We start from the raw sequence: 26,497 nt of genomic DNA, 5'->3' as shown, positions 1-26,497 counted from the left end.
AGACAAACCCCATTACTTAATATAGTACACAATCGATTCATATGGTCTTAACACGAGTTTTTCAAATGTGTGATTGGTATCCGGATAATTCGACAATAGTACATGAGCATTCGTTGTTCGATCCATGTCCATTGATACAGTAGCGTTTTCTCCATAAAAATTACTGACGACAAGTAATGTTTCGCCGTTCCATCTGCGTTTGTAGGCAAAAATCCTTTCGTCATCTTCCAGCAATAACTGATAATCCCCATATGTTATGATATCATACTTTCTACGTAAATCAGCCAGTTTTTGATAGTGAAAAAAAATGGAGTCAGGATTATTCAGCGCATTTTCCGCGTTGATTGTCTCATAATTTTCCGCTACTGGAATCCATGGTTCTACTTCGGAAAAACCGGCATGCTTTTTCGCAGACCATTGCATCGGTGTTCTTGAATTATCACGGGATTTTTGCTTTAAAATGCTCATGATTTCCTGCTTGCTTTTTCCTTCTTTGCGCAGTATCTTATATGCGTTAAGCGATTCAACATCCCTATAATCCTCTATCCGGGTAAAGCCAGGATTGGTCATCCCGAGTTCCTCACCCTGGTAAATATACGGTGTGCCTTTCATCATGTGTAATGTCGTAGCAAGCATTTTAGCTGATTCGGTATGGTATTTACCATCATCACCAAAACGTGAAACCGCACGCGGCTGATCGTGATTGCACCAGAACAATGCATTCCATCCCCCACCCGCATGCATTCCTTCTTGCCATTTAGAAAGGATTTTCTTTAGCGCTGAAAAATCGAATGGAGCCAGCGTCCATTTTTCACCATTTGGGTAATCTACTTTCAAATGATGAAACTGGAAGGTCATATTAAGTTCCTGTCGTTCTGGTCTAGTGTATAACACACAATTGTCCAGCGTTGTTGATGACATTTCGCCGACCGTCATCATATTATAGGGAGAAAATATTGCCTGGTTCATTTCATGCAAATAATCGTGAATTCGTGGTCCATCCGTATAAAATTTCCGACCATCACCAGTATCATCGTCTGGAAACTGCTGGTTTTTAGATATTAAATTAATCACGTCAAGGCGGAAACCGTCAATCCCTTTTTTCGCCCAAAAACGCATCATATCATACAGCTCAGATCGAAGTTGTTCATTTTCCCAGTTTAAATCCGCTTGCGTCGTATCAAATAAATGGAGATAATACTGGCCTGTCTTCTCATCATATTGCCATGCTGACCCACCGAATTTAGATTGCCAATTGTTCGGTGGACCACCATCACGCGGATCTTTCCAAATATAGTAATCACGATAAGGATTGTCTTTGGATGCTGCTGCTTTTCTGAACCATTCGTGTTCGGTCGACGTATGGTTAATCACAAGGTCCATGATCAGCTTCATCCCTCGCGCATGCGTTTCTTCAAGCAGTTGCTCAAAATCTTCCATTGTTCCGTATGCCGGTTCGATGGAAAAATAATCACTGATGTCATAACCGTTATCATTCTGAGGGGACCTGTAGACAGGGGTCAGCCAAATGACATCAACCCCTAATTTCTTAATATAATCAAGCCTTTGAATAATCCCTTGCAGATCACCCATTCCATTACCCGTTGTATCATTAAAGCTCTTTGGATATATCTGGTATACAGTAGCTTTTTGCCACCATGCTTCGTTCATCCGAAACACCCCTCGTTCTATTATTTATTAAGTTTACGTAAGGCCATAAAGTAGGTGATAGCAAATGGCAAAACGATGACGATAGCCATACCTATACCGAATGCTAACCACCCGCCCGGAACAATAGATAATATACCAGGGACACCGCCGACACCTACTGATGAAGCCTGTACATGCTGCATTGTAATAAATCCACCAGCAACGGTTGAACCAATCACTGCTGCGATAAATGGAAATTTATATTGTAAATTAACACCAAACATCGCTGGTTCAGTAATACCTAAATATGCTGACAAGCCGGATGTTCCGGACAAGCCTTTTAACTTCTCATCTTTCGTTGCCAGCATAATAGCAAGTGCAGCAGAACCCTGCGCAATATTGGATAAAGCAAGAATCGGCCACAAGAATGTTGTTCCCGTACTACCAATCAGCTGCAAGTCAACAGCCAGGAACGTGTGATGCATACCAGTAATAACGAGCGGAGCATAAACCGCTCCATAAACGAGACCGCCAAGAACAGCATATTGATCAAACAATGCAACCAGTCCGTCTGTTATCCAGTTACCAATTGCAAATGTAACCGGGCCAATGATGATAAACGTCAGAAAGCCTGTTACTAAAAGGGCAATCGGAGCAACAATTAACAACTGCAATGAGTCGATTACACGTTTTTTAAGGAACATTTCTATTTTCGCCAGCAGCCATGATGCAAATAAAACCGGCAACACCTGACCCTGATAACCTATTTTGTCAATCTCCCATCCAAACAAGTTCCAGGTTGGGATAGTTCCTTCTTCAAGTGCATCACCATATGACCATGCATTCAATAAATCCGGATGAACCATAATTAGACCAAGTACAACACCAAGCAGTTCGTTTCCACCGAATCGCTTCACCGCAGACCAACCGATTAAGGCAGGCAAAAATGTAAATGCGGTATTAGCGATAATATTAATCATATTAGCAATGCCGGCCCATTCCTGGTGCACATCGATAAATGATTGCTCATCGTAAAAAATTCCTGGGTTAGCCAAAATGTTATTAATACCCATTAATAAACCGGCTGTTACGATGGCAGGCAAGATAGGGATGAAAATATCAGCTAGCACTTTGATACCACGCTGTAGCGGATTTTGCTTTTCACCTGTAGCCGCTTTGACATCTGCTTTCGTCGCTTCACCTATCCCTGTTTCATTAACTATGGCAGCGTATACTTTATCAACGGTACCTTGCCCGATCACTACATGAAATTGTCCGTTTGCCAGAAATGATCCTTTAACAATATCTAGACTTTCCAGTTTAGATTTATCCACTTCATCATTACTATTTAAAGCAAATCGAAGTCTGGTCACACAATGGGTTGCAACGCTAATATTCTCCTCGCCGCCAAGTGCACGAACGATAGCTTTTGCTTCATCGCCATATTCACCGGATGATGCAACAGGTGTATCACCCTCGGCCTCAGTTTTCATTTTAGTCTGCAGAAGCGTTGATTTACCGGCTTCTACTTCTCCGTCATCCGTTTTCTCCAATGCATCCAAGGCATCACCATTTGTAATGATGACCGGTGTAATGACTCCTTTTGCTTGCTTACGGACACGATCCAAGTCAAATGAAATTAGCGAATCCCCCGCCTTAACGTAATCACCTTGACCAACTTTGGCCTCAAATCCTTCGCCATTCATGTTTACAGTGTCTAAGCCAATGTGTATGAGAACTTCAACCCCTGAATCACCCTGAATCCCGACCGCATGTTTTGTCGGGAAAACTTGTACCACTTCACCGTTTAACGGGGCAACTACTTTTCCTTCACTTGGTTCTATCGCTAAACCATCACCCATCATTTTTTGCGAGAATGTGGGATCCGGAACATCCTCTAGCCTTTTCACCTGCCCGCTAACCGGTGCAAGTATGCTTTCTTGATTGTTCGCCACAGGATTACCCCCTATTTTTCACTGTTGAATCAACCTGTATAGACAAGTTATACATAAATTATATCTTGTATATACAAGTTTTGCAAGGGTTTTCAAAATGGAAAAATTAGTTTCTGAATTCAAATATACAAAAACTGCTTTGTTTTAATTTAAGCAAAGCAGTTTTTCATCTCTTAACTTCGCTGTTGAATTTGCTGTCAATGGAGCCCACCGTTGATTCTTGTTGCATTCCGTTGATGTTCCCCGCTATTCCGTTGATATTGACCCTCATTCCGTTGATGTTCCGTGCTATTCCGTTGATATTGACCCTCATTCCGTTGATGTTTCCTGCTATTCCGGATGTTGACCCTCATTCCGTTGATGTTTCCCGCTATTCCGTTGATATTGACCCTTATTCTGTTGATGTTCCGCACTATTCCGTTGATATTGACCCTCATTCCGTTGATGTTCCCCGCTATTCCGTTGATATTGACCCTTATTCCGTTGATGTTTCCTGCTATTCCGGATGTTGACCCTCATTCCGTTGATGTTTCCCGCTATTCCGTTGATATTGGCCCTTATTCCGTTGATGTTCCCCGCTATTCCGTTGATGCTCCCCCCTTATTCCGTTGATGTTCCCCCTCATTCCGTTGATGTTCCCCCCTTATTCCGTTGATACCCGCTTCTCCCACCGTTTTCATTATAAGGGCATCCATCATTTATACTTTTGAAGTTAAATAAATAAACCCGGCAAAAGCTAACATGCAACTTTTGCCGGGCAGGGCAGATCTAACTCATTATCCTAATTTCGATTTTTTCGATGCTTTTTCGCGTTCATTTTTGTTCAATAACTTTTTACGCAGACGAATGGAATCCGGTGTCACTTCACAATACTCGTCATCGTTCAAGTATTGCAGTGCCTCTTCCAGCGACAATTCGCGTGTTTTCCGAATGGTTGCTGTCTGATCTTTCGTTGCGGAACGGACGTTCGTAAGGTGTTTCTCTTTCGTGATATTAACGGTCAGGTCATTTTCCCGGTTATGCTCGCCAACAATCATACCAGCATAAATATCTGTCCCGGGTTCGACAAAAATAACTCCCCGATCCTCGAGCTGCATAATGCCATAGGTTGTTGCTTTACCTTTTTCAAGGCTGACAAGCACACCTTCCCGGCGGCCGCCGACTTGACCTTTAGCGATTGGCTCATAACCATCAAATGTGTGGTTTAATATACCATAACCGCGCGTCTGGGACATAAATTCTGTCGAATACCCAATCAATCCGCGTGATGGCACCTTGAATTCCAGCCGGACCTGACCATTGCCCTGATTAACCATATCGAGCATTTCACCTTTGCGCGCTCCAAGAGACTCCATGACCGGTCCTGTATAATCTTCCGGTACATCCACTTGCACGTGTTCAACCGGTTCGCATTTTTTACCGTCGATTTCTTTGATAATGACCTGAGGTTTCGACAATTGCAGCTCAAAGCCTTCGCGCCGCATATTTTCAATCAATATGGATAGATGCAATTCTCCGCGTCCGGAAACCGTCCAGGCATCAGGTGAATCTGTTGGTTCCACCCGCAGACTCACATCGGTCTCCAATTGTTTCATCAGACGCTCCTCAATTTGCCGTGACGTAATATAGCTTCCTTCCCGACCGGCAAACGGGCTGTTATTCGTAAGGAATGTCATCTGCAGTGTCGGTTCATCAATACGAAGATAAGGCAATCCTTCCGGGTGATCCTGCGGGCAAATTGTTTCACCGACATTAATATCATCCATACCAGCGATGGCGACAATATCACCGGATGTCGCTTCCTTGATTTCCGTCCGCTTCAGGCCGATAAATCCAAATAGTTTACTGATGCGGAATGATTTCTGTGAGCCGTCTTTTTTCAGGACGACCACTTGCTGGCCGACGCGGATGTTCCCGCGAACAACTCGACCAATGCCGATTCGACCTACATAATCATTATAGTCCAACAGCGTAACCTGGAATTGCAGCGGTTCATCTGCTGTGTCAGCCGGCGCCGGGATGTGATCCAGAATTTCCGTGAACACAGGTTCCATCGTCTCTTTTTGTGCTTCCGGCTCTTCACCTGATGTTCCATTCAATGCGGATGCATATTTTACTGGAAACTCCAACTGTTCATCGTCCGCTCCAAGTTCAATAAACAAATCCAGCACTTCATCAATGACCTCATTTGGGCGTGCATTCGGGCGATCTATTTTATTAAGAACGACAATAGGTGTCAGTTTTTGGTCAAGTGCCTTTTTCAAAACAAAACGAGTCTGCGGCATGCACCCTTCATAGGCGTCTACTACTAATAACACACCGTCAACCATTTTCATGATACGTTCAACTTCGCCGCCAAAATCAGCGTGGCCCGGTGTATCCAGAATGTTAATCGTTGTGTCGTTATAGCGAATGGCCGTATTTTTGGCCAAAATCGTAATGCCTCGTTCCCGTTCAATATCGTCCGAGTCCATAGCACGTTCGTCCACTTGTTCATGTTCATGAAATGTCCCCGAGTATTTCAGCATCTGGTCAACAAGTGTCGTCTTGCCATGGTCAACGTGGGCGATAATAGCGATGTTGCGGATATCTTCTCTTAATTGCATAACGTACGCTCCTCTATATATTAGGGATTACTCAAAACTATCCTATTATATCACAATTATTCACTCAGGCAAAATGATAATAAATTTTGCTCCGCCGAGATCAGAATCGCTCACCATTATTTTCCCTCCGGATTGCTCTATAATGGCTCGGGCAATGGCGAGTCCAAGACCAGTCTCTCCAGTTTTACCTTTCACAAACCGATGAAAAATATGCGGAAGTAACTCTTTGGAAATCCCTTCTCCATCATCTTCTATAGTGATCATCTGCTTTGATACCGTTATATCAACCTTGGAATGGGTATGTCTGATAGCATTAAATGTTAAATTAAGCAACGCCTGTAAAAACTTCTCTGCATCTGCCGTGAAGTATACTTGACTGTTCACTTCATGATTCAGTGCCACGCTGTTTTCATTAACTATTGGCAGTGCCCTGTCCAGTACTTGGTCAATCAGTTCCTGGGCATGTATTTCCTCTGGATGATAGGTCGTTTGGTCACTATCCAGTTTCGCCAGTAGAATCATTTCATTAATAATTTTTTTGAGCCGCTCCACTTCTGTTACCATCATTTCCAGGCCTTTTTCCTGATCAGCTTCATCAAAGACTTTATCACGGATTCCTTCTGCATATCCTTGAATTGTCATCAGCGGCGTCTTCAGCTCGTGACTAGCATTTTGGAAAAACGTCTGCTGTGACTTCATGTACCGTTCAAGTTCAGCAGCCATGTCATAGACACTTTGCTCAACCTCTTTAATTTCACCTGTTGCCTTTATAGGTTCTAACTGATCAAATTTACGCTTTTCGATTTTTTTTAGCTGTCTTTTCAATTTTGTAAGCGGCGTGACTAATTTATTCGTTAAAAAATAACTAAGCAGTACAGCTGCAATCGTACCAATGATAAACACAATCACCAGTCGCCTGAAAAAGTCCTGCTGAATCGCCTGTAAATCATTGAGCGGTGTTAATAAAATTAGTTCAAGGCCAGTGCTTTCCGGATAAAACAAAATCCGTGACGTTACAAATTTGCTGCTACCTGCATCCCATAAATTTTCCCGATTATCCGCAAAGTACTGATTCGAGGAAAATCCCTGCACATAACGGTCTGGCATGGTTGAGAAGAGCACCCTGTCCTGTCTTCTGTCATAGAGGAACAACTGCAAATCCTGCTTCTGCAGAAAATTACGGAACCCCTTCGTACCCGGCTGTGATTCATATTGTTCGTTCAGCACCTCAACAAGCAGCTCACCTTTTTGTTTCAGTTCAGCACGTTCATCCTCAATCAGCATATCAAGAATCATTGAATAAATGACAAACCCGGCCGCTGTAAGAATGACCAGTAACAGTGTAGTAAACGCCAGATTCAACTGTGACTGCAGTTTCATTGTTTGTCCTCATCACTGCGCATCCGGTATCCATATCCCCAGACCGTTTCCAGGGGGATCGCTGCGAGTTTTTTACGGATCCGTTTAACAAGATCGTCAACGGCCCGATCACTACCAAAATAATCCTCTCCCCACACTTTGACGAGCAGCTCCTCACGGGAGAAAGCCCTGTTTATGTTTGTCGCAAATAGAAGGAGCATATCGAATTCCTTGGTGGTAACATCCTGCTCCTCCCCATGCCAGAAAATCCTCCGTTCACCCTGATGGATGAGAAGGTTACCGACTTTCAATTTGTCATCAGAAGCATCGTTTTCCCCTGCTTTTAATTTCGTACGCTTGAGCACCCGTTTGACACGTGCGACTAGTTCTCTCGGGCTGAATGGCTTTGTCAAATAATCATCTCCGCCCAGTTCAAGTCCGAGAATTTTATCGAATTCCTCATCCTTTGCTGAAATAATAATAATCGGCGTCTCATCAGTTTCCTGTCGTATTTTTTTACAAAAGTCATAGCCATCCATACCAGGAAGCATAATATCAAGTATCCACATGTCAGGAGCCTGTGTTTGCCAAAGTTCCCATGCTTTCTCAGCAGAATCGGTTACCGTTACCTCGAACCCTTCCTTTTTCAAATAGGCCGAGACAATGTTCTGGATGTTGACGTCGTCTTCCACAACAACAATATAATTCGCCATAGACTTGACCTCCGTCCATTGCATTTCTTATGATTATTCTTACATAATTTAGGGTACCTGCATACTAAAAGCAATTTACACATTTGTGCCATAGATATACCAAAATCATACCAAAGGAACAGCTTACAATAAATATTACCATAATCCTTCAAGAGGTGATGAATTCATGGAACGAAATGATAACCAGAATGAATTCAATGAACATAACCAACAACAGCAGTCTGAAATCAATGAACTAGACAGCCAGGAATGCCGGGATTCTGCAGGCGGTATCGCCCAAACAGCAAAGCAAAAAACTACCCAGAAAGAAACAAGGAAGAAGTCCGGTTCCGGTAAATTTACTAGTGGACTGGTGGGAGCTATTATATCGGCGGCCATTGTTACGCTTCTATTCTCGGCAAACATCATTCCAGTTGATAGCGATGACAGCAGCGAATCAACTGCAGTATCGGCGGAAAGTGAATCAGACACACCAGATATCGCTAAAACAATCTCTTCTGATGATGCAGCGGTTGCGGGAAACATACAAGAAGCTACCGAAGCAGTCGTAGGTGTTGTTCGCATGCAGCAGCAAAGTATTTGGGAACAGAGTGAGAAAACAGGTGCCGGCTCCGGGATTATCTATAAAAAAGAAGACGGCAAGGCTTATGTTGTTACAAACGAACATGTGGTAGTTGGTGCAAACGAAGTCGAAATTGTATTGAACAATGATAACGATGATCGTTTAGAGGCAAAGGTCCTTGGTTCCGATCGATTGACCGATTTAGCGGTACTACAAGTTGACGGCAGCAAAATTGACACCGTTGCAAACCTCGGTTCATCCGGTGATATGCAAGTTGGGGAAACCGCAGTCGCAATCGGCAATCCCCTTGGAATGAATTTTGCTAATACCGTAACAAAGGGGATTATCAGTGGATTAGAACGTTCGATCAGTGTTGATACCAATGGGGACAGACGTCCAGACTGGATAACCGAAGTCATTCAAACGGATGCAGCTATTAACCCCGGCAATAGTGGCGGTGCACTTATCAACGCTGATGGGGAGGTCATCGGAATAAACTCTATGAAGATAGCCCGGCGAGAAGTCGAAGGTATTGGATTTGCTATTCCTATCGACTCTGCGTTGCCAGTTATGAAACAACTTGAAAAAGATGGTCAAGTTGCCCGTCCATATATAGGTATTAGCACAGCATCAGTCAATCAGGTTCCACCACAGTATCGAGATCAGATCCAACTTCCGAAAGATTTTAAAGGTGGAATGGTCGTGGCAAGAGTTGAAACCGGATCACCTGCAGACAATGCCGGTCTCCAGCAATTCGACGTGATCACGAAGATTAATGGTAACAAAATAAATTCGCTGCTTGACTTACGAAAATTCATGTATAATGAAACGAAAATCGGCGATAAAGTAAAACTGGAAATATACCGTAATGGAAAATCGCAAACCGTATCACTAAAACTTGTTGAACGTAAAGAATCTTAACCAATGCTTTTGCAGACTTGCAGCTATAACCGCTGCAAGTCTTTTCTAATGCACACATTTTCTTCCTTAATCGTTATCATGTTATAGTATTAAATAGAGAGCGTGTATACCTTTACATGGGGAAAAATAATTAAAAAGGAAGTGAAATCATGCAATGTCCTTCATGTGGCCAACAGTCAGCAGAGGGAAAATTCTGTACAAATTGTGGGTCACAATTAATTCCAGAAACGAATAAAGCTGAGGAATACCTGGAAGACAATCTGACAGCAACTTCATCTGACAGTTCTTCAGAAAGCCAGGACAACGCTGGCGACGATGCAACAGATAAACTGAAGGAAATTGGAACAGATTTCAGTCATTTTTTCGTTACTCTTTTCAAGGGTCCAAGCAACGCCAAACAGGCAAATCACACTGATATCAATTCCAGCATAATTACTATGTTCATTTTCGGTTTGCTGATTGCCTTTAGCTATCATTTTGTTCTTCAGTCCATACCGTCGGGATTTTTTATGAATGTCTCATTTTTTGACAGTTTTATTCTGCCGTTGATTGTATTTGTTTTATTTCAGTTTCTTATAGCCGGACTGACGTTTGTCGGAGCAAAATTAGCAGCACAAGCAATCACTTTCGCCGATGTGCTTGCAAAATACGGAGCTTATTTGGTACCATTTGTTCTCCTTTATGCGATTGCACTCATCTTTTCCTTGATTGGGCTTTCTGTACTGGCTACACTACTTATTTTCATTAGTATCCTGGGCGTATTAATAATTATTCCAACATTTATCTTGATGGAGCAACCCCCGGAAGGGCTCGATCGGATTTACATCTTGCTCGGATTATATATGGTGACAATATTCGCGTTTGGTGTGTTCACTCAAGCATTTGCTGAGTCGGTTATAGGCAACATGATGGGCTCCTTGTTTCGCGGGTTCTAACAATTGAATGAGAGCGGCATGCAAAACAGCATTAGTCTTTCGAGACCTTTTTGAGACCTTTTCCGTTGGTTTTGAGAGGCATTTCGGTTTCGAGACGCCTTTTAGGACGGGAAAGAAGCTTTTCAAAGCAACAAACGCTTGGTCTACAAAATCCAACCAAGCGTTTGTTTTCATATGTTATTTTAACCGAAGAAAAAGTCAAAGATGTTTCCAGCAGTTGAGCTATTTTTATTATAAAATTCAGAGTACCCACAGTTTTTACACGACACAACAATGAATTGATTGTTCTGAACATCGAACATTTTGGAAAGGCCTGTCCCTGTCATGGCCACTTCCTTTTGATCAGCATCTGTGCTTCCGCATTTTACACAGCCACGATTATCTTCCATCATTATCACCTCTTAGAAAGCTATACGAATAATACATCGTTCAAGTTTCATTAGAACAACATTTTAGGAAAATTATCCATCATATTTTTCCTCATACTGCTGATGATTTGGTGCAGGGTGAGTAAAATTACCTTCCTGGTCAGCTGCGAGAAAGCTTTCTTCATCGGTAACACTACCAACACGTTCGTCACTATTCGGAAACATGTCGTTATAGTGGTCACGGTCACCATAAAAGTCTGATGGGGATTCTGATGTACCGTAACGACTGACATCCTGCCAAGCATCTTCCGCATCGTAAGCCGTTTGTTCCTCAGCAGTAACCTCATCAGCATTAATATTTGGGCTAAATACACCTTCTTCTACCGGCCGGTCATTCATTATATGATTATTCTCTGCATGTTCAAAACAGCGGTCTGCTGTCGGCATAGCCTCTAACCGTTCAAACGGAATATCCGACCCGCATTCCCTGCAAATACCATAAGTACCATCATTAATAGCATGAAGAGCTGCGTTAATATCTTTTAATTCCTTCTCTGCATGTTCATTTAAAGCAACGTCTTTCCCCCGCTCAAACAACTCTGTTCCTGCATCACCCGGGTGGTTATCATAATTGGACAATTCGTCCATCGATTGTTTCGTCATTTCAAGGGTAGTTCCAAAATGCCCTTGCACTTGATCGATTAACTCATTCTGCCGTTCCAATAAAGCAGATTTGCATTCCTCAAGCTGATCATTTGTCAACATAGCCGTCAGCCTCCATTCAAAAAAATGAATTGCTAACCATACTATGTGTTAATGCTAATGATTGATACGTTATCCACGCTTCCAATACATGTTAATGCCAGAAACGTCAATTCGTGGATTCACCTTCAGTCTCAAGCACATCCCAAATCATGTCGACATGAGGAATTCCATCCTCGAGATAAGAATCGGAAACTTTCCTAAATCCAAGTTCAGTGTAAAACCGCTCCAAATATTCCTGTCCTTGGATTTTTATACGGGGTTCAGCTAACACCGTGGCCGTGTAATCAATCGCCTTCCGCATGATTTCCCGGCCATACCCATTGCCGCGGAATGTTGGATTAACAACAACCCTGCCAATCGATGCCACCGGATATTTCTTACCCGCCGGCACAATCCGAACATTGGCCGCAATCTCATTACCAATTTTCAAGAAGTAGTGAATGGATGCCTGATCATAATCATCCAACTCTGGATACGGGCAATCTTGTTCCACCACAAATACATTCACCCGCAATTTCAAAATCGCATACAATTCCTCATTCGATAGTTCATCAAACGTTTTTATGTACCATTCCATCATCCGTATCCCCTTTTACGAACGTCGATTTGTTCCTGCACAGCAAATGCGAGATCATCATTGCCAAATGCCTGCAACGCTTGAATTACTGTCTGGTCATCGATTTTCTCTGATTCCTGTTTGGGGACAGTTCGCTCCAGTACTTCCTGCAATGTTTCATTTTTTCGCTGGCCGGGGTATGCTCGTTCGTATAGTGCTTCCGGATCCAGATCGTGATTAACGCACCACTGTGCATACACAAGGATCATCATTTTTTCATCCTGCCGGTAGCGTTCAATGATCTGTTCTTCCTTTTCATTATAAACGATTTTCATTCCCACCTTTCGCAACATAAACCCAAATGAATACTAGTGACTGTTTGAGCTTAACTGGCAGGCTTTTAACATGGTGTTCCGTAACCTCTTTTTCACAGACGCCAAAACCGCCTTCATTGATATATCCATGTACTTAGGCAAACTGAATGGCCATGGCATCATCGTATTTTAAATGGACGTTTACCAAAAAATCCACACGCTCATCCCATTACACCTCAGCCTCCGATGTCAGTTGGACAATCAATTCATGAAAACCCTCCATTTCACAGTTTTGCGAAGCGTCAATGCCCACTGGAGAGGAAACATTATAAACCCGTATATATCATTTTAATATATGAAAAAAAGGTTTACCTCACACGTGAGATAAACCTTTTCAAAGGAAAACGTCTATTGACAGCACGTCCAGTAAGGTCACCCCACTAGACATACTTTATTATAGACGAGTTACGTTAGCTGCTTGTGGGCCACGATTTCCTTCAACAATTTCGAATTCAACGTTTTCGCCATCTTCAAGCGTTTTGAAACCTTCTTGGTTAATCGCTGAGAAATGTACGAATACATCGTCTCCTTCTTCACGCTCGATAAAACCGAAACCTTTTTCTGCATTAAACCATTTTACTGTACCGTTCAACATAGTAAATGACCTCCTAACAATATGATGCGCAAAGTAATTGAACCATAAATACTTTTACACCACTTGTTAAAGAGATCGTAAAGTATTACTCATTTCAATTTCATTTGCTAATAGTTAGTATACGCTATTTCGTAAAAAATTGCAACCCCCGAATTCAAATAATATTTATCTAAACTCACCAGCACACAGTATGATGACAAAGGATGACATTATTTTCCCGACTATGACATAAAGGGTTGACTTCGATGATCTACATATGATACACAATCTCTCCTAAATAAAAAAGGCTTACCTCATGAATGAGATAAACCTTTTTATATCATAATCGATTAAGCAACTGAAACGTTAGCTGCTTGTGGTCCGCGGTTACCTTCAACGATTTCGAATTCAACGTTTTGACCATCTTCAAGTGTTTTAAAACCTTCTTGGTTAATAGCTGAGAAGTGAACGAATACGTCGTCTCCTTCTTCGCGCTCAATGAAACCAAAACCTTTTTCTGCGTTGAACCATTTTACTGTACCAGTCATCATATCAAACGACCTCCCTATACAAATATGTGCAAAGTAATTGAATCATAAATACCTTTACACCACTTGTTAAAGGGATCGTAAAGTATTACTCATTTCAATGTCATTTGCTAATACTTAGTATACGCGGCTATTAAGATAAATGCAAGGTTTAAATCGGTATTGCTGGAATTTTTTTAAACATTATGGGGAATTGTTTGTGATTGAAGAACCAAGCGGGCAGACGAATTCCATTTGAGTAAAAAGCAAAACATTGGTATAATAAGCTGCGCAAGATTTAAAATCGCATATCAACCTCGCATTTGTATCTTGCAAATATAAATGACAGGTGGTAATACAATGGAACAGAACAACTATCAAGTCTTGCTGTACTATAAATTCGTCCCGATTGATGACCCGGAGACATTTGCAGAAGAGCACTTAGAATTCTGTCAGGACCTCGGGCTGAAGGGGCGTATATTGGTAGCACATGAGGGCCTTAATGGAACGGTTTCCGGAACTGTTGAGCAGACGGAAAAATACATGGAAACCATGCACAATGATCCGCGTTTTGCAGACATGACATTTAAAATCGACAAGCACGATGGTCACGCGTTTAAGAAAATGCATGTGCGGCATCGTCCCGAAATCGTAAGTCTAAGGATGAACGAGGATGAAGATGTCAGCCCGCTTGAAAAGACAGCCAAGTTCCTCTCACCGAAAGAATTTTATGAAGCGATGCAGGAAGAAGACACGATTATACTGGATACGCGTAATGATTATGAATATGACCTCGGACATTTTCGTGGTGCCATCCGCCCCGATATCGAAACGTTCCGTGAGTTGCCGGATTGGATTCGCAAAAACAAGGATCAACTAGAAGGCAAAAAAGTGCTAACTTATTGCACTGGTGGTATCCGCTGTGAAAAATTCACCGGATGGCTAATGGAGGAAGGCATTGAAGATGTCAATCAATTAGACGGTGGTATCGTCACTTATGGCAAAGACCCGGAAGTTCAGGGCGAGCTCTGGGACGGTAAATGCTATGTATTTGATGAGCGCATTTCTGTGCCAATTAACCAACAAGAACACGTGGTTGTCGGCAGAGATTATTTCGACGGGCAGCCATGCGAGCGCTACGTAAACTGCGCAAACCCACCATGTAACAAACAAATTATTTGTTCCGAAGAAAATGAGCACAAGTATATGCGTGGCTGTACCCATGAGTGCCGGGTAAGCCGGGACAATCTGTATGTTAGAGAGCATAGTTTATCCCAAGAAGAAATCGATCGCAGACTTGCCATCATTGAACAAGAAAAACAAACGAAACAAAAAGCATAATTGTTAAAGAAAAAACCGGCGGAGGCCGGTTTTTTTAATGATTAACTGCTCCGTCCTAACTAAAATGATTTTAGCAAGCGCTTCTTGTCTATATATTTTGGATAAAATGTTAAACTTTACAATAAGGAGGTGGTCTCCATTTGTATTTATGAATTTTCTGCTAGAACAATGGATGGAAATGAACAATCACTGGCCGACTTTCAAGACAACGTACTTCTCATCGTCAACACAGCCAGCGAATGCGGATTCACACCGCAGTTGGAAGGCCTTCAAAAGTTATACGACGACTACAGGAAACAAGGATTTACGGTGCTTGGATTTCCGTGCAATCAATTTAACCAGCAAGACCCTGGATCAGATGACGACATTTCAGTTTTCTGTAAGCAGAATTACGGTGTGACATTTCCGATGTTCAGTAAGATTGACGTAAAAGGAAATAACGCTCATCCACTGTTTACTTACCTGACAGAACAGGCAAAAGGGATTGTCACCAAGCAAATAAAGTGGAATTTCACCAAGTTCCTCATTGACCAACACGGTAACGTTGTCAACCGTTTTGCGCCCCAGACCAAACCAGAAAAATTAAAAACAGATATCGAACAACTGCTTCCCACAGACAAAAAGCTGTCCTGATTATAATCATCGGGACAGCCTGTATTCAGGGATAAGAATGTATAAAATGAAGCGAAACAATTTTTACTGGAAAAGTTAAGCCACGTCCGGCCCCGACGTACAGGACATACTAGTGCCGGTGTTGGCACAGGACGTGACGACTTTAGCCTGCAAGGACGCTTGCGCCTTTGTTTCTATAATATTTTATTCAGAAATTCTTTTGCCCGGTCTGAACTAGGCTGCTCGAAAAAGGTGCTCGGATCAGCCTCTTCCATCAATTGTCCCTCATCAAGAAACAGGATACGGTCAGCTGCCTCTCTGGCAAACCCCATTTCATGCGTCACAATCACCATCGTCATCCCGGTCGTTTGTGCCAGATCCTTCATCACCTCGAGCACTTCATTGACCATTTCCGGATCCAGTGCCGATGTCGGTTCGTCAAACAACATGACCTCAGGTTCCATCGCTAAGGCCCTAGCTATGGCAACACGCTGTTTTTGCCCGCCGGACAGCCTATTCGGATAAGCGTCTAGTTTGTCCGATAGGCCGACTTTGGCAATCAAATCTTTCGCCTGGGTCTCTGCTTCATCTTTACTGCGATGATTTACTTTTCTTGGCGCATACGTAACGTTTTCTAAAACAGTCATATGCGGAAACAAATGAAAATGCTGAAACACCATCCCGATCTGTTTGCGTACGTCCATTTTAGAAACAGCTGGACCGGTGATTTCCTGCTCTTTGACCCAGATGCTTCCATTCGTTGGCTCTTCTAATAGATTCAGGCACCGAAGAAAGGTAGATTTTCCTGATCCGGAAGGCCCGATAACGGCAACGACTTCTCCTTTTTCAATGGTAGTCGATATATTGTTCAGGACAGTTGTCCCGTCAAATGCTTTGGATAGATGGTCTACTTTAATCATTGTACTGAAGCCTCCGTTCTACTACCTTTCCGGCCTGTGTCAACACGTACACCATAACCCAGTAAATAAGACCTGCAAACAGGAGCGGCTCGAATTGCCGGTAGAGTTCCGACCCAACAACTTGTGCCCGGCGCATTAAATCAAGATAACCAATTGTCGACACAATGGCCGATTCCTTTGTCAACGTTATAAATTCATTCATCAGTGCAGGTAAAATGTTTTTTAACGCCTGTGGCAAAATAATCTGCAGCATCATCGGTTTATACGGCACACCCAAGGCTTCCGCCGCTTCTGTCTGACCTTTGTCCACCGCTTGTATGCCGGCACGAATGATTTCCGATACATAGGCAGCTGAATTGAGTCCAAACGCCGCTATTGCTGATAAAAACGGTGATATATCATAACCGATTAATTGCGGAATCGCAAAGTAAATAATCATCAGCTGTAAAATCAGCGGGGTCCCGCGGAAGATGGATGTATACACATCCGCGATAGCTTTTAAAACCCGAATGTTAGCTATTTTGCACAAGGCCAGCAGCGTCCCTATGAAAAAGCCAACAACGATACATACACTGACAAATTTTAATGTGACCCATATCCCTTCCAGCATAAAGGGAATCCATGGCACAATTTGGCTAAAATCCAAATTCATGCCTTAACACCCCATCTCTGTCTCAGTTGTTAAAATTACTCCTCTGATAGCCATTTATCTTTAAGCTCTGCCAATTTGCCGTTTTCTTCAATCTTCTTTAATACATCATTCACGTCCTCAACAAGTTTGCTGCCTTTAGGGAAAGCAATACCCATGCCAGGAGAACTTGTTGTCGGGTCATCAAAACCTTCTAGTCCCTGTTCCTTTACGTATCCTTTAGCAACCGATTTGTCCATATAACCAACTTCAATTCGATTGGATTTTAATTCTTGAATTAATATATTTGCACTATCCAGCTTTTTTACTTCAAACCCATACTCATCTTTCAGTTTCTCAGCCCCTTCTTGCTGAATAGTCCCTAACTGAACGCCAACTGTTTTCCCCTTTAAATCTTCCAGGCTATCAATTCCTGCATCAGGTTTAGAAATGAACATTTCACCGGAACGATTATACTCAGCGGAAAAATCCACATTCTTTCTACGATCCTCTGTCATACTCATGCCTGCCATTACCATATCTACACGTTTAGACTGCAAAGAGCCGATTAACCCGTCAAATTTCATATCTTCAATCTTCAATTCATAGCCAAGTTCATCGGCTATGAGGTTTGCTAAATCAATATCAAACCCTTCAAACTCGCCTTCAGGTGTCCGTGATTCAAACGGTGGGAAATCGGCTGATGTAGCCAATTTAAGTACCTTTTCTTCACCGGAATCGGATCCGTTAGATGAATCAGATGAATCGGACGAGGGGCCATTTTCACTGCCAGCGCCATTTCCACAAGCTGCCAATATCAAAATAATTGTTATAAAACTAATAAGACCTAATACCTTCCCAAATGTCTTTGTCATCATCTTTCCACTCCTTTATTTTTATACGTATTTGTATATTTATTAGCTTATGTGTATATTTATAACATGAAAACTATGAAATTGGCAAGCATTATTTTAAAGTTTTCATTCCTTGGCCGGACGGATTTGGAATGAACAGCCGGAAATCCACCCCCCCAGCTTAAGAAGGCACTGCGAAAGTACCCAAATGAACAAAAAACTATTGGATTTGTGACAGTTTGAGCGAATATATGGTGAACTTGGGCCGAAGTTGTGACAACTTGAGCCGACTTTCTGTGAACTTGAGCCAATCAGCAATACCGTCCCTAATCCCATTATTTCTGGTCCGTCATCCGCATGTCCACTGGCCCGCTGGTTCAGGCACAACCCCATATACAATAAAAAATCCGAACTGATTCGAAATCAAACAGAAGAACTTCGAATCATCGTTCGGATTTTTTAATCTATACTTTTTTATCCTATTCCCGATTTTATCCTTTAGTATGCTCTTGCCCAGTAGACCAATTCTTTTGCTTCTCTTCCACAATATACACAGGAGTCAGAAACATGGTGCTGTTCAAATGGGATGCATCGTGATGTTGCTGAGGTTTCATCTTTAATCTTTTCCTCACACGCATGATCACCACACCACATGGCTTGGATGAAGCCTGGTTTCTCATCAAGCGCTTGCTTGAATTCGTCCATGTTTTTAGCAGTTGTGGTTGTTTCGTTTAAATGCGTAAGTGCTTGATTATAAATGTTCTGCTGGACTTCCTCCAACAAGGCTGGCAGTCGCTCTTCCAATTCGCTTAACGGGACGAATTCTTTGTCGCCGGTATCACGCCTAACGAGAACAACTTGCTCATTTTCAATATCTTTCGGACCCATTTCAATCCGGACGGGAATTCCTTTCATTTCATATTCATTGAATTTCCAGCCCGGCTTCTTATCACTGCTGTCAATATTGACACGGACGAGATGCTGCAGCCGATCACGTAAATCGTATGCCTTGTCCAGAACACCCTCTTTATGCTGGGCAACCGGAACAATCATAGCCTGTGTCGGTGCGATTCTTGGCGGAATTACCAAACCGCGATTATCCCCATGCACCATAATCAGCGCCCCCATAATTCGGGTCGACATACCCCAAGATGTCTGGTGTACCGGTTGTTGTTCTCCGTCTTTATTTAAATAGCGGATATCAAATGCTTCAGCAAACCCTGTTCCAAAATAGTGTGATGTCCCGGACTGCAATGCTTTTCCGTCGTGCATCAAACTTTCAACAGTTAATGTATATTCGGCACCTGCGAATTTTTCCTTTTCGGTCTTTTTGCCACGTAGCACAGGGATAGCTAGGTAGTCTTCACAGATTTCCGCGTAAATGTCCAGCATTTGTGCCGTCTCTTCTTCCGCTTCCTCCTGTGTTGCATGAGCGGTATGCCCTTCCTGCCATAGAAATTCCAGCGAACGCAGGAACGGACGTGTCGTTTTTTCCCAGCGGACGACATTGCTCCACTGATTAAAAAGCTTAGGTAGATCACGGTACGAATGAATATTTTTTGCATAATATTCGCCAAAAAGCACCTCGGATGTCGGACGAACACAAATCCGCTCCTCTAATTCTTCTTCTCCACCCTTTGTTACCCAGGCTACTTCCGGTGCAAAGCCTTCAATGTGATCTTTTTCCTTTTGCAACATGCTTTCCGGAATGAACAATGGGAAGGAGACATTGGAATGGCCGGTTTCTTTAAAACGGCGATCCAGCTGGTCACGAATATTTTCCCAAATGGCAAATCCATATGGCTTAATAATCATCGTTCCGCGGACGGCTCCGTAATCAACCAATTCCGCCTGTTTAACGACGTCTGTATACCACTGAGCGAAATCATCTTCCATAGCAGTGATCTTCTCAACAAATTGTTTATTGTTTTTACTCAATGCAAACACTCCTTTTCAAACGTTTTGTGTAAATAAAAAATCCTCCGTCCTAATAAGGGACCGAGGTCTGGTGGTACCACCCTTGTTTGCAGGCTTAATTAAAGACTGCACACTTCATATTGTAACGGTGTAAAACCGCACCATTCTTACAGCAAAAAGCTTTCGAACGGTGAACTCAAAAGGCAGGTTCCCATTTGCACCTTTGGAAATTCTCACCATCCATTTCCTCTCTGGAAAAGGCGACAAAAAGTACTATTCCTCGTCAACGTTTCCTGTATTTACGTTTAAATATATACGGATGCCGCAGTAAAGTCAAGCATTTAAAGGCCTTTCATATCTGGAGAACTGGATTTCTTTCGCCCGTACGTAACCGGAAAAAGTAAACCCCGCATTCACATAAAATTGATTCAGTGCCGGGTTATCCGCGACACAGTCCAAACGAATCACACCATCATCAAGCAAGCTATTGACACAGATCCACTCCAACAGGCCTTTCCCAATCCGTTTGTGACGATAGTTTTTATCAACCGCCAGCCTGTGCAGGTATAATGCCCTATCATTCCGATTGCCCCATACACTAATATCAAGCTCACTTTGTTCTGGCGAAAGATTAAAGGTGGTTACAGCACGTTTTTCCTGGTTTTCTACCAAATAAGTCGTGCCTGCTTTAATAGCCTGGTTGATCTCCAGCATCGCTTCATCTGTCAGGTAATAGTCCCACTGATGGATTCCTTTATCGGCCAGCCAGCCTGCCGCTTCACGCAAAATCTGGATGACCGTTTCCGCATCCTGATCTGTTGCTTTTCTGACCGTATAATCACGAAATGCATCCTGTTTAAACAGTCCTTTCATATCCATCCCCCCGTTCCTTATTTCCAAGAACAGTTTACACGAATGAAAAAGAAAAGAGCAAATTAATCCGCCCTAATCAGTGTGGGCTTTCCTATGAAACACGATTTCCCTTCGATTTACCTTCACGCTACAAGCGGTCACGCCAGTTTTTCCACTTTAATCGTGTGGGCTTCTCCCTGCGTACGTTCTGCTGCGTGATACGTCGGACCTACCATATCATTATAGGAGAATCCAAATGCGATGGCCGTTGTAACAAAACTTTTCGCCAGACGAACTGCTTCAGGAACCGTATAGCCTTTTGCCAGATAGGAAGTAATTGCTGCCGAATACGTGCAGCCTGCCCCGCTCGTGTTTTCCGTGTCGATACGGGGTGCTTCAAAAGCGGTCATTGTTTCGCCATCATAGAGAACATCAATAGCTTCACCTTTCAGCCTGCCACCCTTAACAAGGACATAGTTCGGTCCCAGTTTATGTAAGTCAATGGCAGCCTGCTTCATATCATCCAGCGTATGCACTTCCCGGCCATTCAAAAGATAGGATGCTTCAGGCACATTCGGTGTGATCACATCCGCCATAGGCAAAAGCCGATCTCGCAGAACATCAATCGCATCGTCAGCAAGCAACTTCGAGTCAAGCTTGCCGACCATGACCGGATCAACTACGACCGTATTGATATCTGACGTGGCAATCAGATCTGCCGCTTTGTCGATAATATTTTCTGAAAATAACATACCTGTTTTAAGCGCGTCGACACCGACTTGCTTTACAGCGGTTGCAAATTGCGCTTCGATTGCTTCAATTGTCTGCAGGTGAACGTTTTTATCCGTTTCCGGGTGCCGCGCAACAAGTGCTGTCACGACACTCATCCCGTAGACATCCAACTCCTGAAATGTCTTCAAGTCTGCCTGAATGCCTGCACTACCTCCAGCCGCAGACCCTGCAATTGTTATAACACGTGATGGAAGATTCATAACCAATAATCCTTTCTATCATTAGAATAATATAGCTACAAAAAACCAAACGATCATGACTAGCTGAATCACGACCTTCGCAACGGCACCTCCAAGAAAACCAATCAAGGAGCCAATAGACGCCCGAAGCGCCTCACCATATGTTTTCTTTTGCATCATTTCAATCACAAATACTGCTACAAACGGCACAATAAGAATACCAAATGGCGGTATGATAAATGAACCAATAATAACAGCTACCGCAGCGCCGCGTTCCCCCCATTTACTTCCGCCATATTTTTTGACAAAGTAGCTGTTCGCGATGACATCCGCTGCGATTAAAACAATCGTCAATACAGCCATACCTGTCCAAAACCAGGATGATAGCTCATCGGCATTAATGACAAAATGATATAACAGAAAGCCAACCCACAGTACGAGCGGCGAGGGGATAATCGGAAAAATAATTCCCGCGAAACTTCCGATAAATAGTACGGCAATAATGGTCCAAATAATTATATCCAGCATAGTCCCTCCTTAGAGTTGATGATATCTAGTAGAGTACCGAAGCTTTTTTATGTGGTCTTCTAACATTTATACTTTCTGACGCTAGAGCAAAGCCCGCCGCCTATTAAAAATGAGCGTTATCTGCATCCCCATTATGTTCATTCTGCTCAGGCAGTGCATCTACCGTATGCTTATAAGCGTAGCCCTTTGATATCGTAAACAAGGCCAGCACCAGCACAATCAGCATAATAACAATTGCAGCAATAATATATCCTGTCATCCAATCCCCCCTGTTAGATAACTAGTCCAATAATATATACATTGTAACATATTACCCTCTTTTTCAATCCTATCACCCCATAAATTTTTTAGTGATGATGACAAATCTGGAGCATATACAAGTAATACACGTAATACGCCAGTATATCTTGGTATGTACTAATTTTATATAACTGACGCAATATATTGAGGGTTTATTGTAAATTATCGGAAAATATGAAATTTGAATCACTTTTATAAAGCTTATACCATATTATTAAACCCTTGATGGAAAGAGTCCCCCTAGTATTACTATTCTTCAGTGAAAAAGTTGTACTAATCATGAATCTTTTTACATATGAATTGAACAGCACTTTCTCGTATTGCAAGGGGGATTAAAAAATCCGGATAAACAGAGTGGGCGCCGTATTACCGGTGTTAACGCCAAGTGTTTATCCAAAAAACTATGGGAGGTCATTTAGGACATGAAGAGATTATTGGCAATATCGATTTTCGCGTTCACACTAATTTTGCTTGCTGCTTGCGGATCTGGCGGCTCAGAAGAAACGAATGGTAACAGCGGAAATGATGGAAGTGGGGATAAAAGCAAACTTACTGAATTGCAAGAAGCAGGATCGGTCACAGTTGGATTTGCGAATGAAAAACCATATGGCTATCAGGATGATAATGGGAAGCTGAAAGGTGCTGCGGTAGATATTGCTCAAGCTGTTTTTGCTGACTTGGGAATTGATACGGTAAATGGAAAAGTTTCTGAATTCGGCGAACTTGTTGCCGGACTGAACGCAGGTAAATTTGACGTTATTACTGCAGGAATGGCTATTAACCCGGATCGTTGTAAAAATGTCGATTTCGGTGAACCGGAAATGGTTTACGGAGAAGGACTAATTGTACCAAAAGGAAACCCCAAAGATCTGCATAGTTATGCCGATATTGCAGAGACCGGTGCTTCCGTTTCGATCATGTCCGGTGCAACAGAAATTGAATATGTAAAGACTGAAGGTGTAAAGAAAGACCAGATAAAAGAAGCATCCGATATCGCTGCCACATTCGCAGCAGTTGAATCCGGCCGAGCTGACGCGACGACAGGTACAGAAATGACCGTGAAAATGGCGCTAAAATCTGCCGGTAACGACAAATTGGAATTTGTAAATGACTTTGAACAGCCGGATATTGAAGGCGTTCCAAGCTATGGTGCCGCGGCATTCCATCCGGATAACGACGAGCTTCGCGAAGCATACAATGAATCACTACAGAAGCTGATTGATGATGGCACAGTTGCTGAAATGTTAGAAAAAAATGGCTTCGATCCTAAATATAATGCACCGCCTGAAGATATAAAAACGGAAGAAATCTGCAGCGGTGAAAAATATTAATCATCATCAAATGAAATGAACTTTTGAATAAGCAGACAATGACTCCATAGGGTCCGGCTCCCTTCCTAGGGGGTCTGGCCCTATTCTTTTATCTTTTTTGAAATTAATAAATTGATCTATAAAGGAGTGATTATTATTAACGCAATCGCTGATATATTTCCCAATCTCATGCAGGGTGTTGGCATCACTATTAAAGTGTTATTGGGCTCGGTCATTCTTGGTTATTTAATCGCATTTATTTCGGGATTTTGCCGTCTATCCAGAAACCCCATCCTAAGAGGGTTCACTAGGTTTTATGTGGAAATATTCCGTGGAACTTCCCTGATTGTTCAATTATTTTGGTTTTATTATGCATTGCCAATTTTGTTTGGAATCGATATTGGAAGTAACTACTGGGCAGGTGTACTGGCCATAGCGCTTAACTATGGGGCATACATGTCAGAAATTGTCCGTGGTTCTATATTGTCTGTTGCAAAGGGGCAGACAGAAGCTGCAACTGCACTGAATATGTCACCATTTCAGCGCATGCGGCTAGTCATTTTTCCTCAGGCAGTCCGTATGATGCTCCCTGAATTCGGTAACTACCTCATCCAAATGCTAAAAGCAACATCACTTGTTTCATTAATCAGTATGTCCGATATATTATATTACGGTGATATCTTGCGGAGTAACAATATTTCACAGGCACCTACCATCTATTTTCTCATACTTGTATTCTATTTCATTATGGCATTGCCATTGATATGGCTGACCAGAAAAATGGAAAAGGTGTCCAAGAAAGGAGTGGCTAGCCAATGATAAGTAATTGGCAATGGGATACATTCTATGACTCTTTCCCAATTATTATACAAGGACTTGGTATTACGCTGGGCTTAACTATCGCTTGTTACTTGTTTGCATTGATTTTTGGTTTTGTCTGGCCATTTCTTAACCAGATTCCCATCAAACCATTAAGGTGGTTGTTTACGTGGATCATGGAGTTTATCCGCTCAACGCCGCCACTTGTTCAGCTGTTCTTTATATTTTATGCATTACCGATGATTCCTGTTATTGGTTTTACCCTCGATCCATTTACTAGTGCTGTACTAGGACTTGGTATTCATTTCAGTACGTATATCGGTGAAGTATATCGTTCTGGAATCGAAGGAGTAGACAAAGGCCAGTGGGAAGCCGCCAAGGCGTTAAATTTTTCAGCAAGACAAAAGTGGTCTAAAGTTATTTTGCCACAGGCGATTCCGCCAACCATCCCTATGCTTGGCAACTATTTAATCATTATGTTTAAAGAAGTTCCTTTAGCATCATCCATTGGTGTTGCCGGTATATTAAATTTAGCCAATTCGTACGGCTCGGCAAACTTCAGGTATTTGGAACCATTGACCATTGTAGCTATTCTGTTCCTTGTCTTGAGCTACCCATCTGCTATACTTATTAATAAATTAGAGCGAAAAATGAACCGGCGTTTCGAAAAAAGCGAACCAACCGGAAGCAAACCGATTGAGGAAGTGAAAGGAGCTGTCTCGCAACAATGAGTGAACCCATTGTAAGTTACAAAGACGTGCATAAATCCTTTGGTGAGACCGAAGTATTAACCGGAATTGACTTGGACATCAAACCAGCTGAAAAAGTAGCCGTCATTGGCCCGAGCGGATCAGGAAAAACAACAATCATCCGGATGCTGATGACACTCGAACAACCAACATCCGGAAGCATCATTGTTGATGGTAAACACCTATGGCACATGGAGAAAAACGGTAAACTTGTTCCAGCGAATGAAAAACATTTAAGACAGGTTCGTGGCGATATTGGAATGGTCTTTCAGCATTTCAATCTTTTTCCTCATATGTCTATCCTGGAAAACTGTATGACAGCGCCGGTCCACGTCCAGAAAATACCCAAACAAGAAGCAAAAGCACGTTCCATTGAAATGCTCGAAAAAGTTGGTCTGGGTGATAAACTTGATAACTACCCCAGCCAGCTTTCCGGCGGACAAAAGCAACGAGTGGCGATGGCCCGCGCGCTTGTGATGCGGCCAAAAGTTATGCTGTTCGATGAAGTCACATCAGCACTTGACCCTGAGCTGGTTGGAGAAGTGTTGGAGGTCATTCGGGATATAGCCGAGGAAGGCGAAATGGCCATGGTGTTGGTCACACACGAAATGGAATTCGCCCGTGATATTGCTGACCGAGTCCTTTTTCTTGATAATGGTGTCATTGCCGAAGAAGGACCACCAGCCGAGGTACTAGAAAACTCCACCAATGAACGGCTGCAAAGCTTTCTGCACCGGTTCCGGTCATAAACCATGATCAGTTTCAAACCGTACAAAAAACTGACTTGCCTTAAAGACAAGTCAGTTTTTTATACGGTAAGCCATGACAAAA

Annotated in this window: 28 protein-coding genes and 1 other annotated feature; of the genes, 9 read left to right on the top strand and 19 right to left on the bottom strand. The window is 42.6% G+C overall.

The window, feature by feature from the left end:
• Positions 1-12: 12 nt before the first annotated feature.
• Together treC and treP are read right to left on the bottom strand one after the other, a co-directional pair.
• Entirely contained in the window at positions 13-1,671 is a 1,659-nt protein-coding gene (gene treC, locus FFL34_RS10805; RefSeq protein ID WP_138603456.1) for an alpha,alpha-phosphotrehalase, read from the bottom strand.
• Positions 1,672-1,691: 20 nt separating this feature from the next.
• Positions 1,692-3,605, bottom strand: coding sequence for a PTS system trehalose-specific EIIBC component (gene treP, locus FFL34_RS10800; protein WP_138603455.1), 1,914 nt, complete (start codon positions 3,603-3,605; stop codon positions 1,692-1,694).
• Between the two features lie 200 nt (positions 3,606-3,805).
• On the opposite strand from treP, the gene FFL34_RS10795 reads away from it, so the two are divergent.
• A complete protein-coding gene (locus FFL34_RS10795) occupies positions 3,806-4,117 on the top strand; it encodes a hypothetical protein (protein ID WP_138603454.1) in 312 nt (103 codons plus the stop codon).
• 264 nt (positions 4,118-4,381) lie between these two features.
• On the opposite strand, the gene typA is transcribed toward FFL34_RS10795, so the two are convergent.
• From typA to FFL34_RS10780, 3 genes are read right to left on the bottom strand one after another with little or no spacing between them, the layout of a single operon-like run.
• Positions 4,382-6,211: a translational GTPase TypA gene (gene typA / locus FFL34_RS10790; RefSeq protein WP_138603453.1), complete on the bottom strand. Its 1,830-nt coding sequence runs from the start codon at positions 6,209-6,211 to the stop codon at positions 4,382-4,384.
• A 60-nt stretch (positions 6,212-6,271) separates the two neighbouring features.
• Positions 6,272-7,591 (bottom strand): sensor histidine kinase, encoded by a 1,320-nt coding sequence (locus tag FFL34_RS10785; RefSeq protein ID WP_138603452.1) that lies wholly within the window; start codon positions 7,589-7,591, stop codon positions 6,272-6,274.
• On the bottom strand, positions 7,588-8,283 hold the full coding sequence (locus FFL34_RS10780; RefSeq protein WP_138603451.1) for a response regulator transcription factor: 696 nt from the start codon (positions 8,281-8,283) through the stop codon (positions 7,588-7,590). The genes FFL34_RS10785 and FFL34_RS10780 overlap by 4 nt, the downstream gene beginning before the upstream one ends.
• Before the next feature lie 166 nt (positions 8,284-8,449).
• On the opposite strand from FFL34_RS10780, the gene FFL34_RS10775 reads away from it, so the two are divergent.
• The gene (locus FFL34_RS10775) at positions 8,450-9,766 is read left to right on the top strand and encodes a S1C family serine protease (RefSeq protein ID WP_138603450.1); all 1,317 of its coding nucleotides are present in this window, start codon (positions 8,450-8,452) and stop codon (positions 9,764-9,766) included.
• Positions 9,767-9,915: 149 nt separating this feature from the next.
• Complete coding sequence (locus tag FFL34_RS10770) at positions 9,916-10,701, top strand: zinc ribbon domain-containing protein (RefSeq protein ID WP_138603449.1); 786 nt, start codon at positions 9,916-9,918, stop codon at positions 10,699-10,701.
• A 182-nt stretch (positions 10,702-10,883) separates the two neighbouring features.
• Here FFL34_RS10770 and FFL34_RS10765 read toward each other — a convergent pair whose 3' ends face one another.
• From FFL34_RS10765 to FFL34_RS10740, 6 genes are all read right to left on the bottom strand, one after another.
• Positions 10,884-11,090 (bottom strand): zinc ribbon domain-containing protein, encoded by a 207-nt coding sequence (locus tag FFL34_RS10765; protein WP_138603448.1) that lies wholly within the window; start codon positions 11,088-11,090, stop codon positions 10,884-10,886.
• Between the two features lie 72 nt (positions 11,091-11,162).
• Entirely contained in the window at positions 11,163-11,834 is a 672-nt protein-coding gene (locus FFL34_RS10760) for a TraR/DksA C4-type zinc finger protein (protein ID WP_138603447.1), read from the bottom strand.
• Between the two features lie 106 nt (positions 11,835-11,940).
• On the bottom strand, positions 11,941-12,411 hold the full coding sequence (locus FFL34_RS10755) for a GNAT family N-acetyltransferase (protein ID WP_138603446.1): 471 nt from the start codon (positions 12,409-12,411) through the stop codon (positions 11,941-11,943).
• Positions 12,411-12,725, bottom strand: coding sequence for a hypothetical protein (locus tag FFL34_RS10750; RefSeq protein ID WP_411712509.1), 315 nt, complete (start codon positions 12,723-12,725; stop codon positions 12,411-12,413). The genes FFL34_RS10755 and FFL34_RS10750 overlap by 1 nt, the downstream gene beginning before the upstream one ends.
• Before the next feature lie 433 nt (positions 12,726-13,158).
• Positions 13,159-13,359, bottom strand: coding sequence for a cold shock domain-containing protein (locus FFL34_RS10745; protein WP_171046344.1), 201 nt, complete (start codon positions 13,357-13,359; stop codon positions 13,159-13,161).
• A 329-nt stretch (positions 13,360-13,688) separates the two neighbouring features.
• Positions 13,689-13,889 carry a cold shock domain-containing protein gene (locus FFL34_RS10740; protein WP_199799053.1) on the bottom strand — a complete coding sequence of 67 codons (201 nt, stop codon included), beginning with the start codon at positions 13,887-13,889 and terminating at the stop codon, positions 13,689-13,691.
• A 336-nt stretch (positions 13,890-14,225) separates the two neighbouring features.
• On the opposite strand from FFL34_RS10740, the gene trhO reads away from it, so the two are divergent.
• Entirely contained in the window at positions 14,226-15,206 is a 981-nt protein-coding gene (gene trhO, locus FFL34_RS10735) for an oxygen-dependent tRNA uridine(34) hydroxylase TrhO (protein ID WP_138603445.1), read from the top strand.
• A gap of 138 nt (positions 15,207-15,344) precedes the next feature.
• Positions 15,345-15,839 (top strand): glutathione peroxidase, encoded by a 495-nt coding sequence (locus FFL34_RS10730; RefSeq protein ID WP_138604722.1) that lies wholly within the window; start codon positions 15,345-15,347, stop codon positions 15,837-15,839.
• Between the two features lie 173 nt (positions 15,840-16,012).
• On the opposite strand, the gene FFL34_RS10725 is transcribed toward FFL34_RS10730, so the two are convergent.
• From FFL34_RS10725 to ytzI, 8 genes are all read right to left on the bottom strand, one after another.
• Entirely contained in the window at positions 16,013-16,738 is a 726-nt protein-coding gene (locus FFL34_RS10725) for an amino acid ABC transporter ATP-binding protein (protein WP_138603444.1), read from the bottom strand.
• Complete coding sequence (locus tag FFL34_RS10720) at positions 16,731-17,390, bottom strand: amino acid ABC transporter permease (RefSeq protein ID WP_138603443.1); 660 nt, start codon at positions 17,388-17,390, stop codon at positions 16,731-16,733. The genes FFL34_RS10725 and FFL34_RS10720 overlap by 8 nt, the downstream gene beginning before the upstream one ends.
• Before the next feature lie 35 nt (positions 17,391-17,425).
• On the bottom strand, positions 17,426-18,241 hold the full coding sequence (locus tag FFL34_RS10715; RefSeq protein WP_138603442.1) for a transporter substrate-binding domain-containing protein: 816 nt from the start codon (positions 18,239-18,241) through the stop codon (positions 17,426-17,428).
• Positions 18,242-18,718: 477 nt separating this feature from the next.
• Positions 18,719-20,158: a proline--tRNA ligase gene (gene proS, locus FFL34_RS10710; RefSeq protein WP_138603441.1), complete on the bottom strand. Its 1,440-nt coding sequence runs from the start codon at positions 20,156-20,158 to the stop codon at positions 18,719-18,721.
• 52 nt (positions 20,159-20,210) lie between these two features.
• Positions 20,211-20,433, bottom strand: a binding site (T-box leader).
• A gap of 37 nt (positions 20,434-20,470) precedes the next feature.
• On the bottom strand, positions 20,471-21,010 hold the full coding sequence (locus FFL34_RS10705) for a GNAT family N-acetyltransferase (protein WP_171046343.1): 540 nt from the start codon (positions 21,008-21,010) through the stop codon (positions 20,471-20,473).
• 137 nt (positions 21,011-21,147) lie between these two features.
• Positions 21,148-21,981 carry a bifunctional hydroxymethylpyrimidine kinase/phosphomethylpyrimidine kinase gene (thiD, locus tag FFL34_RS10700; RefSeq protein WP_138603439.1) on the bottom strand — a complete coding sequence of 278 codons (834 nt, stop codon included), beginning with the start codon at positions 21,979-21,981 and terminating at the stop codon, positions 21,148-21,150.
• 21 nt (positions 21,982-22,002) lie between these two features.
• On the bottom strand, positions 22,003-22,488 hold the full coding sequence (locus FFL34_RS10695; protein ID WP_138603438.1) for a DUF456 domain-containing protein: 486 nt from the start codon (positions 22,486-22,488) through the stop codon (positions 22,003-22,005).
• A 103-nt stretch (positions 22,489-22,591) separates the two neighbouring features.
• Positions 22,592-22,747, bottom strand: a complete 156-nt coding sequence (ytzI, locus tag FFL34_RS10690) for a YtzI protein (RefSeq protein ID WP_138603437.1) — start codon at positions 22,745-22,747, stop codon at positions 22,592-22,594.
• A 463-nt stretch (positions 22,748-23,210) separates the two neighbouring features.
• On the opposite strand from ytzI, the gene ehuB reads away from it, so the two are divergent.
• From ehuB to ehuA, 4 genes are all read left to right on the top strand, one after another.
• Positions 23,211-24,119 carry an ectoine/hydroxyectoine ABC transporter substrate-binding protein EhuB gene (gene ehuB, locus FFL34_RS10685; protein ID WP_138603436.1) on the top strand — a complete coding sequence of 303 codons (909 nt, stop codon included), beginning with the start codon at positions 23,211-23,213 and terminating at the stop codon, positions 24,117-24,119.
• 135 nt (positions 24,120-24,254) lie between these two features.
• Positions 24,255-24,917, top strand: a complete 663-nt coding sequence (gene ehuC / locus FFL34_RS10680) for an ectoine/hydroxyectoine ABC transporter permease subunit EhuC (protein WP_138604721.1) — start codon at positions 24,255-24,257, stop codon at positions 24,915-24,917.
• On the top strand, positions 24,914-25,648 hold the full coding sequence (gene ehuD / locus FFL34_RS10675) for an ectoine/hydroxyectoine ABC transporter permease subunit EhuD (protein ID WP_138603435.1): 735 nt from the start codon (positions 24,914-24,916) through the stop codon (positions 25,646-25,648). The genes ehuC and ehuD overlap by 4 nt, the downstream gene beginning before the upstream one ends.
• A complete protein-coding gene (ehuA, locus tag FFL34_RS10670; protein ID WP_138603434.1) occupies positions 25,645-26,415 on the top strand; it encodes an ectoine/hydroxyectoine ABC transporter ATP-binding protein EhuA in 771 nt (256 codons plus the stop codon). Before ehuD ends, ehuA begins: the two co-directional genes overlap by 4 nt.
• The last annotated feature ends 82 nt before the right edge of the window (positions 26,416-26,497 follow it).

The sequence above is a fragment of the Lentibacillus cibarius genome, from assembly GCF_005887555.1.
GTDB lineage: Bacteria > Bacillota > Bacilli > Bacillales > Amphibacillaceae > Lentibacillus > Lentibacillus cibarius.
This window is presented reverse-complemented; position numbering and strand designations above follow the sequence as displayed.